This is a genomic window from Paracoccus aminovorans, assembly GCF_001546115.1.
Lineage (GTDB): Bacteria > Pseudomonadota > Alphaproteobacteria > Rhodobacterales > Rhodobacteraceae > Paracoccus > Paracoccus aminovorans_B.
In genome coordinates this window covers 390,287-401,975 of record NZ_KQ955208.1, presented here as the reverse complement: position 1 = coordinate 401,975, position 11,689 = coordinate 390,287, and the positions used below count along the sequence as shown (strand labels likewise).

The 11,689-nt window shown below is 63.8% G+C and carries 13 protein-coding genes and 1 pseudogene; 8 read left to right on the top strand and 6 right to left on the bottom strand.

Annotation, left to right across the window (positions count from 1 at the left end; all coding sequences use genetic code 11):
- Window positions 1-61: 61 nt before the first annotated feature.
- From ASV56_RS24290 to ASV56_RS23920, 3 genes are all read right to left on the bottom strand, one after another.
- Window positions 62-403: a hypothetical protein gene (locus ASV56_RS24290; RefSeq protein WP_253879828.1), complete on the bottom strand. Its 342-nt coding sequence runs from the start codon at window positions 401-403 to the stop codon at window positions 62-64.
- A gap of 39 nt (window positions 404-442) precedes the next feature.
- The gene (locus tag ASV56_RS24285; RefSeq protein ID WP_253879826.1) at window positions 443-1,063 is read right to left on the bottom strand and encodes a P-loop NTPase family protein; all 621 of its coding nucleotides are present in this window, start codon (window positions 1,061-1,063) and stop codon (window positions 443-445) included.
- Window positions 1,064-1,571: 508 nt separating this feature from the next.
- On the bottom strand, window positions 1,572-1,919 hold the full coding sequence (locus ASV56_RS23920) for a DUF6634 family protein (protein ID WP_172823722.1): 348 nt from the start codon (window positions 1,917-1,919) through the stop codon (window positions 1,572-1,574).
- Window positions 1,920-2,533: 614 nt separating this feature from the next.
- Between ASV56_RS23920 and tnpB the strand changes: the two genes are divergently transcribed.
- On the top strand, window positions 2,534-2,824 hold the full coding sequence (gene tnpB, locus ASV56_RS02085; protein ID WP_062560595.1) for an IS66 family insertion sequence element accessory protein TnpB: 291 nt from the start codon (window positions 2,534-2,536) through the stop codon (window positions 2,822-2,824).
- A gap of 29 nt (window positions 2,825-2,853) precedes the next feature.
- Window positions 2,854-3,760: pseudogene (locus tag ASV56_RS02080) on the top strand (IS66 family transposase); the annotation flags it as partial.
- Between the two features lie 18 nt (window positions 3,761-3,778).
- Here ASV56_RS02080 and ASV56_RS02075 read toward each other — a convergent pair.
- Both ASV56_RS02075 and ASV56_RS02070 read right to left on the bottom strand, forming a co-directional pair.
- Window positions 3,779-4,768 (bottom strand): IS110 family RNA-guided transposase, encoded by a 990-nt coding sequence (locus tag ASV56_RS02075; protein WP_216635366.1) that lies wholly within the window; start codon window positions 4,766-4,768, stop codon window positions 3,779-3,781.
- A 487-nt stretch (window positions 4,769-5,255) separates the two neighbouring features.
- On the bottom strand, window positions 5,256-6,287 hold the full coding sequence (locus ASV56_RS02070) for an IS110 family RNA-guided transposase (RefSeq protein WP_062560594.1): 1,032 nt from the start codon (window positions 6,285-6,287) through the stop codon (window positions 5,256-5,258).
- Between the two features lie 265 nt (window positions 6,288-6,552).
- Between ASV56_RS02070 and ASV56_RS02065 the strand changes: the two genes are divergently transcribed.
- From ASV56_RS02065 to ASV56_RS02045, 6 genes are all read left to right on the top strand, one after another.
- Entirely contained in the window at window positions 6,553-7,104 is a 552-nt protein-coding gene (locus ASV56_RS02065; RefSeq protein ID WP_062560593.1) for a thioredoxin family protein, read from the top strand.
- Window positions 7,105-7,788, top strand: coding sequence for a phosphoglycolate phosphatase (gph, locus tag ASV56_RS02060; RefSeq protein ID WP_062560592.1), 684 nt, complete (start codon window positions 7,105-7,107; stop codon window positions 7,786-7,788).
- A gap of 88 nt (window positions 7,789-7,876) precedes the next feature.
- Window positions 7,877-8,305 carry a protein tyrosine phosphatase family protein gene (locus ASV56_RS02055; protein WP_062560591.1) on the top strand — a complete coding sequence of 143 codons (429 nt, stop codon included), beginning with the start codon at window positions 7,877-7,879 and terminating at the stop codon, window positions 8,303-8,305.
- A 39-nt stretch (window positions 8,306-8,344) separates the two neighbouring features.
- Window positions 8,345-8,485 carry a hypothetical protein gene (locus ASV56_RS23355; protein WP_156429043.1) on the top strand — a complete coding sequence of 47 codons (141 nt, stop codon included), beginning with the start codon at window positions 8,345-8,347 and terminating at the stop codon, window positions 8,483-8,485.
- A 75-nt stretch (window positions 8,486-8,560) separates the two neighbouring features.
- Complete coding sequence (gene typA, locus ASV56_RS02050; protein WP_062560590.1) at window positions 8,561-10,381, top strand: translational GTPase TypA; 1,821 nt, start codon at window positions 8,561-8,563, stop codon at window positions 10,379-10,381.
- Window positions 10,382-10,465: 84 nt separating this feature from the next.
- Window positions 10,466-11,110: a hypothetical protein gene (locus ASV56_RS02045; RefSeq protein WP_062560589.1), complete on the top strand. Its 645-nt coding sequence runs from the start codon at window positions 10,466-10,468 to the stop codon at window positions 11,108-11,110.
- A gap of 27 nt (window positions 11,111-11,137) precedes the next feature.
- On the opposite strand, the gene ASV56_RS02040 is transcribed toward ASV56_RS02045, so the two are convergent.
- Complete coding sequence (locus ASV56_RS02040; RefSeq protein ID WP_017997936.1) at window positions 11,138-11,461, bottom strand: 2Fe-2S iron-sulfur cluster-binding protein; 324 nt, start codon at window positions 11,459-11,461, stop codon at window positions 11,138-11,140.
- Window positions 11,462-11,689: the final 228 nt, after the last annotated feature.

The following is an 11,689-nucleotide window of genomic DNA, read 5'->3' as shown; positions in this document are numbered from 1 at the left end:
GGGGCGGCTGCGGCATCGCCGCAGGCGCGCTGGATTCAGGGAAGTATGAAAAGGGGCCGGTTCAGCGGAGCGTCGGCCCCTGTTCCAGATCGGCGGCGCGCTGCAGCATGCGGATGGCGGTCCGCACGCTGAGCCGATCCCGCTGCAGGGACGGATGGGACAGAATCTCGCAGATCGCCTTGACACTCGTCTCGGACAGGTTGCGCTTCGCGCCCTCGCGGCGCACGAAGGCCTGCAGTTCCGCAAGAGTGAGGTGGCGCAACCGGATCGGCGGGCACCGGCTGAGCAAGGGCTCGGGCAGCAGCCGGCAATCGTTCGAGGTCAGCACCCAGCTCACCCAGCTCATATCGAATTTCACCTGGTAATACGGGCAGCTCCAGCGCTGCGCGGTCAGCGGTTCCAACAGCGGCAGAACCGCCTCGGCCAGACCGAAGGCATGCCCTTACATCGAAACCGCGGTGCCGGCTTTTTCGATCTCGTCCACAATCATGACCGGATTGGCGATGCGGCTTTGCAGGACGGTTTCGATCAGTCGACCGGGGTAGGATCCACCCCAGCCACGTTGCGAACCGACAATGCCGAAGGAGGCATTCTCGCCGGTGGCCTCGATCACGGCGGTGGACGTGGCCAGCAATGTGGCAAGATCTCTGCCGAAACGGCTTTTGCCAATGCCGGGCGGGCCGGTGAGCTGGAGTGGCGGGATCCTGAGGCCCGGAGCACCCTCGCGCCACGAGCGGCGCATTGCGTGCCAGATCACCTCGGTGGCCGGGGCCATCCAGGGCATGTCCCCGTGCAAGCCCGCGGCCAGCTCGTCGGCGTGATGTTCACTGTGGATCCGGATCAACCGGGCCCCGTCCTTCAACACCTCCAGCCGCTCTCGGTCATCGCGCTTCAGATGTTCGAGGCCCGAGGCCGCCTTGCGGCGCTCGATGATCCGATTGACCCGACGCTTGATGCGGGCCTCGTCGTCATCGCTCAGCCGAATTCGCCAGTGCCGGTCGGATGCCGTATCGTTCTCATCTTCAGCATTGTCGGGCGGCAGACCCAGCCTTTGGCCTCGCAAGCGGTGCAGATGCGTCTCGAACCGGGTTTCGAGTTCAATGCGACCTTCTTTCGGTCGAAGAAGAGGGCTTCTATGAAGGGGATGGTGGACATGGGGAATACTCCGGGCATAAGGGGGCCGTTGGCCCGGGGGGAGGCCCGGCCGGGGAAGAGGGTTGGGGGAATGACGGTCAGGCGCCGGGGAAGATCAGGTCAGGCGGGTTTTCGAACCGCCCCGGACCGAGAAATCGCGTGGTGCCCGCAGGATCTCAGCCTGGCGATCGATCGTCTATAGCCTGGCCAGCAACGATCCAGGGCGATTCAGTCAAGCGGGTAGGGGGTGTCCGGCAGGCATGCATCAGGCGAACAGTCCGAGCAAATTCCGAAAGCAGACTTTCCAGCATCCTCGGGTCGATGGGCATAGAGCCTTCGGCCTCGATCATGCCTATCTGGCGCGCGATGCCGTTCAAATGCAGGGGTGCCCGTGCCCGTTGCTGGGCGAAGGAAAGACCCAGACGGATCAAGCCCTGCTAGCTGCGGGCCCAGCCGTCGGATCGCTCAATCACCAGCAGTCGCGGTGTCAACACAGGGCGGCGCCCGAGGCGGGGATCATTCATCAGCACTTCCCAAAGCGCAGGAAACCCTTGCATGGAAAGGCAGGGCTGCCAGGCCTCAAGGAAGATCGCGTCTGCGAGATCGTTGGGGCAGGGCGGGTCTGCGCAAAGCAAGGCGAGAATGCGCCCGAAATGCGTTTCGGTGATCGACGCGGGGGCTGTTGTGACCTTTGAATGGGCGTGAAGGGATGACGGCAGCTGCTCGGCAGCCGGAGCGAGTGAATTCAAGGAACAGGACAGCATCTTCAGCGGACCTTTCAGCATAACCTGCTGTTCAGAGACAAAAGATTCTCCGACGCAGCAGCGACGACATTGTAGCTGGCCCGCCAGTGCTCGGAGGCTATCGCTGGTCAGTGCCCAAGGTGTTGCTGAAATGTTCCCGCGGCGTCAATCGGGCCGATCGAGTATCGCAGTGGCCTCGGCTTCTGGTTAGATGGGGAAAGCGAGAAAATCGGCCTTGACCGTAAGACGTTGAAATATATCAACATCAATCAGTTCGACGGTCCAATGGCAAACATTTGGCCAACCGATGGTCGCCGAAACGGGCCAAATGGCTTCTTTTTGGCCGTCGGTTCAAATGGCCATTACTTCAGTTGTTCGATACATCTTGCAATTGAAGATGACGGAAGAATACCCGATAATCTGGATTATGTAATAACAAGCTGTCGCTTTCTTCTCAGGATCAAGAGTTTGGCCCCTCGCTTGCACTTGGGCGGCAGTCGTGAAGAAACGGATCGGACGGCCTTTTGAACCGCTCCGGGTTTGCCGGAGGCTGTTTTGGTTGATTACGCGGCCATGTCCTCAGCTTCCATAGCAACGTAGAAGTTTGCTTCTGCTTCCGCTGGCGGGATGTTCCCCACGACTCGAGCAGGCGGCGGTTGTTGAACCAGTCTACTCATGACAGGCTGAAAATCCTTGTCTGGGATGATGAGCCATCATGCGCCACCGGTTCAAGCACGATGGCGAATGGCATGGTGCTGATCTGCAAGGTTCTGGAGCAAGACAGCTTCGCCTGGCCAAAGGTTCAGGACGGGGTGATGCGGCTGTCCCGGGCACAGGTGGAAGCTCTGTTCGAGGGGCTGGACTGGCGCCGGACGGTTGTGCGGCGCGTGGCAGTGCCGACTGCGGCGGGGTTATCCGTCTGGTATATTTTCCTTGTTTTACTATGATTTATGGTCTGGATCGGGTAGGAAGACACATGTCGCAGCCCATCGATCTCAGCCCGTTGCTGGATCTGCCTCCCAAGGTGAGGAAGGCTTTTGCGGCGATGCAGTTCAAGCTATCGGTCGAACGGGCGGCCCGCCAGCACGAGCAGGCGGTGGTGTCCGAGAAGGACGCCTTCATCATCGAATTGAAGGCTCAAATCGAACGGCTGGAAGGCCAGGTTCAGGATTGCCGGCACACGAAGTTCGGGCCTGAATCGGAAAAGCCGGACCCGGCGCAGCTGGAACTGGCGCTGGAAGACCAAGAGACCGCCATCGCCGAGACGCAGGCGCAGATCGCCGCGCTCGAAGAGAGGATCGCGGCCAGCGAACCCGATCCCGAGAAACGCAAGCCTCGGGCGTCCCGCAAGCCCCGGACTCTGCCCGAGAGCCTGCAACGGGTCGAGCACGTGGTCGAGCCCGACAGCATCGTCTGCCCCTGCGGGTGCGGGACATGGTCCGGATCGGCGAGACCGGTGCGAGCGGCTGGATTATATCCCGGCCCGCTATCAGGTGATCGCCACTGTGCGCCCGCGCTATGCCTGCCCCCCGGCGAGCCGGTGTGGTGCAGGCCAAGCTCCTGCCCATCTTCTGGAGGGGTGAGCGGGCATCCGCCACAGGTTCGAGGATGACCGCGAACGGCCGACCGAGGCGCTGCTGGCCCAGATCGCCGTCGCCAAGCATTCCGAGCACATGCCGCTGAACCGGCAGGCCATGGTGATGGCCCGGCACGGGATGCCGATCAATCGCTCGATTCTGGCCGACTGGATGGGCCGAACCGGCGCCCTGATCGCGCCCGTGGTCGACCACATGGCCAGGCGGCTGATGGCGGAAAGCTCCCGGCTCCATGTCAATGAGACGACCGCCCCGGTGCTCGATCCTGGGCGCGGCGCGACGAGAACCGCCTAGCAACTGTATCTGTCAGGCTGTCGCGGCGGTCCATTTTTGGCGGTTCTTGCACAGCGCGTTGGCGATGGTGACCAGCTTTCTGGCGACGGCGGTAATGATGACCTTGTGCGGCTTTCCAGCCTTGCGGAGGCGATCTGCGAAGGATCTCAGGCTTGGGTTGGGATGTGCCGCGACCAGCGCTGCCTGGAACATTACATGCCGGAGGGCGCGGCGACCGCCTGCGATGGCACGTTTTCCGCGAAGAGTTCCGCTGTCGTGTGCGACCGGGGCCAATCCGGTGAGAGCGGCAGCCTCTTGGCCGGTGATGGTGCCGATCTCTGGCATTTCGGCGATCAGCATTGTGCTGGCAACTGGGCCGATCCCCGGGATAGAACGGAGAACACCAGCGGTCTCCGACAGGCGATCATCGCCTGCGATGGCTCGGGCGATCCGGTCTTCCAGTTCCTTGACCAGGCTGTCGATCCGGTGCTTCAAATCGGTGTCGACGTCCTCGAACATCGCGGCGGTGCCCAGTTTCTTATATGCGCGAATTTGGGCAAGCAGCCGTTTGCGCATTTCAACCAGTTGCGCTCTTTTGGACGTCAAGGCTCTGAGAAGGCGAAGATTTTCTGCAGGAAGCATACGGCCCGCTTCGGGTCGGCAGACAAAGAAGCGGGCAATGCGTTCTGCATCGATCCGGTCGGTCTTGGCGCCTGTGCCACGACTTTGCGCAAACGCCTTCACCTGAGCAGGAGGCACTTGGCGGGCTGCAACCCCTTCTGCCTCCAAAAGCGCCCATAGCTGCCATTCCTGACCGCTAGTCGATTCAAAACAGGCGATGGCATCTCTGTCCCGCGCAATATCCGCCACGGCAGCATGACCTGCCGGAACGTTTGGCACTCTGACGCGATGCCCATCGGGGAGGCAATGAAGGTCCAGCCAGTCGCGGCTGACATCTATGCCGATAACGCGGCCGTGCGATAGGTTGCCATGCTCTCTTCCTTCTGGTGTGCGGTCCTGCAAGGCCGCAATCAACTGTTCGAGACGATGAAGAGAGGCGGTGCCGACAGGCTAAGAAGCGTGGTCATGCCACAAGGGTCAGACGTCGCGCACCACCCCGTCACTGACCCTGGCCAAGGCTGGTGACGGGGCAAGTCTAGCAAAACCCAGAAACAGAAGGGTCAGGACTTCGGTAACGGGGTCGTCCCAGTCAAGCGGTTTTGCGCATACGGGATGTGCCGCCGGAGCGCGCGGTCTTGTTCTTTGAGAAAGTGATCTGCTTCCCTGTTCGGCAGCCTTCGCCTGAGATCGACCCGGGTGCATGCTTCGGTCCGTGGTCAGCGCTGTGGCTGCCAACATGATGCTGGTTCAATGCAATTCCGATGTGCCCATCTCATTGGCGTGCTCGATACGATCGGCATCAGTCCTGAGCACGGCATCACCGGAACCGCGTCCCGTGGGGACCTCGAAGGCCCGCGATCAGGCGGGCAGCAGTCTGGAATCTGTGTCTTCAGCCGGCATGAAGCACGGGAATGTCAAAACGGAAGTCGGTGTCATCCTTCCACATCCGGTGCAGGATCACGGCGATGCGGCGGGCCAGCGCAACCATCGCGCGCTTGGCACCCCGACGGCGCGCAAGTTTTGCCGCCCAGGTTCGCAGCCAGCTCGCCCGTCCACGATGCATCATGACGGTTGCGGCCTGGCACAGCGCGCGTCGAAGGTTGACGTCGCCTGCCTTGGTGATCCCGCCCGAGATGTCGCGCTCGCCCGACTGGTTGCGAGACGGCGTCAGGCCGACCCATGGTCCGACCTTCTTCGAGGATGTGAAGCGGGCGGGATCATCGACAGCGGATCGATAGGTCAACGCCACGACGGCGCCGATCCCGGGCATCGACATCAGCCGACGACAGACCGGATCTTCCTGGGAGAGTTGACGGACATTGCGTTCAAGACCCGCCAGCTCTCGCCGCAGCGCCGCGCGCGCGCGAAGCATGGGTTCGGTTGCCGCTTCCAGCATCGGGTTGCCCGCCGCCAGTTCGCGGATACGCTGTTCGAACCTGCCGCGGGATATGGTGCCAACCTTGAGCCCGAAGTTCCGCAGCAGCCCGCGCAGTGACATTTCCAGCGTGATAAACCCTTGTTGCACAGCCTTACGAGCGCTGAGCACCGCTCTAACCTCCTGTGCAGACACCGATTTGCAATGAACGGGTCGGAACCAACCAAGATGAATCAGACGTGCAATACCCTCTGCATCCCGCCGGTCCGTCTTGATCGGCATGGCCTTCAGGGCGCCTTTTACCTGTCTGGTTTCCATTAGAACGACAGGTAGTCCCGCATCTGACAACCCGCGATGCAGCCACTGCGACAAGGGGCCAGCCTCAAGCCCGACGGCGGCAATTGCGCCGTCCTGGTCGCAGATCCAGCACGACAGCGCTTTGGGCTCGCTGGCCACCTGCGCCTCCTTCACGATCTTCCCATGCTCGCTGATCACGCAGATCGCGGTCTTCTCCAGCGACACATCCAGCCCGACAAACAGCTTCATCCCGCAGTCCTCCATGTAGATCCGATACGGGAATGGCGCCAGCTTGCCCTCAATCTTGCAACGGTAACGGGCGGGTCGCGACGCAGGCCCCGTTACGGCATCTCGTTCTCGATTCATAGCCAGAACATGACTGTGCCGGCGAGAGCGAGGCTGCATCACCAGGTTCGGGCAAATCGCCGGCTCTGACCCTGACGGCAATCCCGGCTTTGCACCTGGCGACCGCGTGGTGCTAGACATTCGCCAGCCACCAAAGGAAGGAGACCTCATGGCAGTCCGTCCTCCCGTCTGCGAATTCGGCGCGCCCATGCCGGATTTCACGCTGCCCGACCCCGATGGCCGCATGGTCGCGCTCGGCGACATCGCCGGGCCGCGCGGCACGCTGGTCATGTTCATCTGCAATCATTGCCCCTATGTGCAGGCCGTCATCGATCGCATCCAGCGCGACGCGGCCGATCTGCAGAAGCTGGGCATCGGCGTCGTCGCCATCTCAGCCAATGACGTTGCCGAATACCCGCAGGACGCCCCCGAACAGATGAAGGCCGAGGCGCTGAAGCATGGCTTCAGCTTTCCCTATCTCTATGACGAGACCCAGGCGGTCGCGCGTGCCTATGGCGCCGAATGCACGCCGGATTTCTTTGGCTACAATGGCAGGGGCGAATTGCAGTACCGCGGCCGGCTGGATGCCTCGGGGCGGAGCCCGGGCGACCCGGATGCCCGGCGCGAACTCTACGAGGCTATGGCGCAGGTCGCCGAAACCGGGCAAGGTCCGCAGGACCAGATCGCCTCGATCGGCTGCTCGATCAAATGGAAGGCATGAATGACCGTCTGCTTCGCCCCCTGCCCCGTGGTTTTCGACCTTGACGGCACGCTGATCGACAGCGCGCCGGATATCCATGCCTGCGTGAACGCGGTGCTGCGCCTGCATGGCGTGCGGCCGCTGACGCTGGACCAGGTCCGCGGCTTCATCGGCGGCGGCGTGGATCTGCTGTGGCGCCGCGTCATCGGCGCGACCACCTTGCCGGTCGAGGCGCATCGCGATCTGGTCGCCTCGTTCATGACCCGCTATCACGAGGCGACCGGCCTGACCCGGCTTTACCCCAACGTGTTGGAAACGCTTGGTATTCTGGCGGATCGCGGCTATCCTCTGGGGCTGTGCACCAACAAGCCGCTGGCGCCCACGCAGGCGGTGCTGGAGCATTTCGGTATCGCCCGGTTGTTCGGCGCGGTTGTCGGCGGCGATTCCCTGCCGCAGCGCAAGCCCGACCCGGCGCCGCTGCGCGCGGCCTTCCAGGCGCTTGGTGCCAATCCCGACGCGCCGCGCGGGGTCTATGTCGGCGACAGCGAATTCGACGAGGAATGCGCCCGCAACGCCGGCATGCCCTTCCTGCTGTTCACCCGCGGCTATCGCAAGACCCCGATCGAGCAGTTGCAGCACCGGGCCAGCTTCGAGGATTTCGCCCAGCTGCCGCTGCTGGTCGAGGAAGTCTCGGTGCTGAGCTGAGACGATCCATCGCCGCGCTTGACAGCAGCGCGAAACGGAACGATCCGTCGCGTCACGCCGCCCCGACCGAAGCCCCAGGAGATCCCGCATGGACCTGCGCCAACTGACCCCCGACCTTGCCGTCTCGGCCCAGATCCTGCCCGAGGATCTGCCCGCCCTGGCCGAGGCCGGCTTTCGCGTGCTGATCAACAACCGCCCGGACGAAGAGGTCGGCTCCGACATGGATCATGCCGCGATGAGCGCTGCGGCCGAGGCGGCGGGCCTCGCCTATGTCTTCAACCCCTTCACCCCGGGCCAGATCACGCCCGAGATGATCTCGACCCAGGCCGAGGCGCTGGCGCTCAACGGACCGAAGCTGGCCTATTGCCGCTCGGGCAACCGCTCGACCGTGCTCTGGGCGCTGGCGCGCGCCGGCCAGGAGCCGGTCGCGGACCTGCTGCAGACGGCGGCGCGGGCAGGCTACGACCTGTCGGGCGTCCGGCCGCTGATCGAATCGCTGGCCGCCTCCGAGGGCTGAACGCGGGCTGCGCCGGGAACTCCATGCCGCAGCCGGGTGTTGGCTTGGCGCAGGACCGGGCCGCAGGACTTCCCGAGGCGGCCGTCGGAGCAAAGGAAAACTGCCATGAACTCGATCATCTATCTCGTCGGCCTCGTCGTCGTGGTGCTGTTCATCCTAGGCATGCTGGGCCTGCGCTGAGCGCCGCTGCGATTGGCGCTGGCCTTTCGCGCCCCTCTGCGTTACCGGGGGCGCAATTTCTGAAAAAGGCGCCCCATGGACATCCGCAATATCGCGATCATCGCTCACGTCGACCACGGCAAGACCACGCTGGTCGACCAGTTGCTGAAGCAATCGGGCAGCTTCCGCGAGAACCAGGCCGTGGCCGAGCGCGCGATGGACAGCAACGACATCGAGCGCGAGCGCGGCATCACCATCCTGGCCAAGGCCACCTCGGTCGAGTGGAAAGGCACCCGCATCAATATCGTCGACACCCCCGGCCATGCCGATTTCGGCGGCGAGGTCGAGCGCATCCTGTCGATGGTCGATGGCGTCTGCCTGCTGGTCGATGCCGCCGAAGGCCCGATGCCGCAAACCAAGTTCGTTACCTCCAAGGCGCTGGCGCTTGGCCTGCGCCCCATCGTGGTGCTGAACAAGGTCGACAAGCCCGCCGCCGAGCCGGACAAGGCGCTGGACGAGGTGTTCGACCTGTTCGCGAACCTCGGCGCCACGGACGAACAGCTGGATTTCCCGCATCTCTATGCCTCGGGCATCGGCGGCTGGGCCGACGAGACGCTCGAGGGTCCGCGCAAGGACATGTCGGCGCTGTTCGACATGGTGCTGCGCCATGTCGAGCCGCCGAAGCAGGTCGCGCGCCAGGACGAGCCGTTCCAGATGCTGGCGACCACGCTGGGCGCCGACCCGTTCATCGGCCGCATCCTGACCGGCCGCGTCGAGGCCGGCCGTGCCAAGCCCGGCGATACGATCAAGGCGCTGTCGCGTGACGGCGAGCGCATCGAGCAGTTCCGCATCTCGAAGGTGCTGGCCTTCCGCGGCCTGACCCAGGCCCCCATCGACGAGGCCGTCGCCGGTGACATCGTCACCATCGCCGGCATGTCCAAGGCAACCGTCGCCGATACGCTTTGCGCGCTCGAGGTGGAAACCGCCCTGCCCGCCCAGCCCATCGACCCGCCGACGATCAGCGTCACCTTCGGCATCAACGACAGCCCGCTGGCCGGCCGCGACGGCAACAAGGTGCAGTCCCGCGTTATCCGCGAGCGGCTGATGAAAGAGGCCGAGACCAATGTCGCGATCAAGGTCGAGGACACGCCGGGCGGCGATGCCTTCGTGGTCTCGGGCCGCGGCGAATTGCAGATGGGCGTGCTGATCGAGAACATGCGCCGCGAAGGCTTCGAGCTGTCGATCTCGCGGCCGCGCGTGATCTTCCAGGAGATCGACGGCGTCCGCCACGAGCCGATCGAGGAAGCCATCATCGACGTCGACGACGAATATACCGGCGCGGTGATCGACAAGCTGACCGGCGCGCGCAAGGGCGATCTGGTCGAGATGAAGCCGGCCGGCCATGGCAAGACCCGCATCGTCGCCCATGTCCCCTCGCGCGGGCTGATCGGCTATCAGGGCGAGTTCATGACCGACACCCGCGGCAACGGCGTCTTGAACCGGATCTTCCACAGCTGGGCGCCCTACAAGGGCCCGATCCAGGGCCGCCGCCAGGGCGTGCTGATCAGCATGGAGAACGGCGTATCGGTGGCCTATGCGCTGTGGAACCTGGAAGAGCGTGGCAAGATGTTCATCGGCGCACAGGAACAGATCTATGAAGGCATGATCATCGGCGAGCATTCCCGCGACAACGACCTGGAGGTGAATCCGCTCAAGGGCAAGAAGCTGACCAACGTGCGCGCCTCGGGCACGGACGAGGCGGTGCGGCTGACGCCCCCGGTGCGCATGTCGCTGGAGGAGGCTATCGCCTATATCGACGACGACGAACTGGTCGAGGTGACGCCGAAAAGCATCCGGCTGCGCAAGCGTCACCTCGATCCGCACGAGCGCAAGCGGCAGGCCCGCGCCGACGGCTGAATTCCTTGCGCTTCTCATGCATTGCAGGCTTCCGCAGCGGCGGAAGTCTGCTAAGCTGACCCGAGGATCCGGCAGGAGCGGCTGATGGAAAGCCGAGGGAACATCTATCAGAATCTGATCTTCGCGGCGCAGGACTACCTGGACCGCACCGGCGCCCTGCCGGATGATCTCCAGGAATTCGCCCGGATCACCGAGACTCCCGAGGAAGAGATCCGTGCCCTGTTCAGTTCGACCGAGGAACTGCACGAGGGGCTGATCTATCACGCCGTCACGCTGCTGAACGACGCCCTGCGCGAAGGCGCGGTCGCCTCGGCGACCAGCGATCCCTTTGTCCAGCTTCACGCCATCGCCAACAGCTACCTGGGCTGGGCCGAGGAAAATCCGGCGCTGTTCCGGTTGCTGGTCACCGGGCTGAACGGACCGATCAAGCCCGACAGCACGCTGCATCGCTATACCCGCTCGATGCGCGACCTCTATCACCGCAAGCTGGTCGAGGCCCGGCGCCTGGGCCTCCTGGCCGAGGACACCGACATCGAGGTCGTGACGATGATGCTGCATTGCATCGTCAAGGGCGGCAACATGATCTTCCTGACCCGCGCCACCGACCCCTGGTTTGCCGACGACCCGCGCTCGACGGTGGATCTGGCGAAAAGCATCTTTTCGCAGTTCATGGACAACATGATCCGCGCCAATGCCCCGCGCGACCGCAAGGTGAAAGAGAACGCCTGACCGCCCTGCCCCCGGGCGGCCGCGGGTTCAGATCTGCCGCTCGGGCAGGTTCACCACCAGCCCGTCCAGTTCCGGCGTCACCTTGATCTGGCAGGTCAGTCGCGAGCGCTCGGGGTCAGGCTGCCAGGCAAAGTCCAGCATGTCCTCTTCCATCGGATCCTTGGGCGGCAGGCGGTCGACCCATTCCGCCGCGACATAGACATGGCAGGTCGAACAGGCGCAGGCGCCGCCGCAATCCGCGTCGATGCCGGGCACGCCATTGTCGCGGGCGCCCTCCATGACGGTCATGCCGGGTTTCACGTCGATTTCATGGGCGGTGCCGTTGTGCTCGATATAGGTGATCTTCGCCATGGGTGCCTTCCTTCGCTTCCCTCGCAGATAGGCGATTGCGCGACGACTGAAAAGCCCCGCACAGCCCGAAACGCGCGAAGAGAAAACCTGCTGGTGGGGCCGATCAGATCCACGGGCCCGGAGTTTCGGACAGTAATTCCTCAATCTGCGCACCTGCAGCGGCATGTCTGGAACCACCGGCAACCGTGCGATCAGGGTAGGACTGCCAGACGATCCGCTGGTGAGGGA

Coding starts and splice junctions, on each gene's coding strand:
- ASV56_RS02065 (WP_062560593.1), top strand. CDS start 6,553: ATGGCAGTCCGTCCTCCCGTCTGCGAATTCGGCGCGCCCATGCCGGAT.
- gph (WP_062560592.1), top strand. CDS start 7,105: ATGACCGTCTGCTTCGCCCCCTGCCCCGTGGTTTTCGACCTTGACGGC.
- ASV56_RS02045 (WP_062560589.1), top strand. CDS start 10,466: ATGGAAAGCCGAGGGAACATCTATCAGAATCTGATCTTCGCGGCGCAG.
- typA (WP_062560590.1), top strand. CDS start 8,561: ATGGACATCCGCAATATCGCGATCATCGCTCACGTCGACCACGGCAAG.
- ASV56_RS23920 (WP_172823722.1), bottom strand. CDS start 1,919: ATGCTGAAAGGTCCGCTGAAGATGCTGTCCTGTTCCTTGAATTCACTC.
- ASV56_RS02055 (WP_062560591.1), top strand. CDS start 7,877: ATGGACCTGCGCCAACTGACCCCCGACCTTGCCGTCTCGGCCCAGATC.
- ASV56_RS02070 (WP_062560594.1), bottom strand. CDS start 6,287: ATGAAGCTGTTTGTCGGGCTGGATGTGTCGCTGGAGAAGACCGCGATC.
- ASV56_RS02040 (WP_017997936.1), bottom strand. CDS start 11,461: ATGGCGAAGATCACCTATATCGAGCACAACGGCACCGCCCATGAAATC.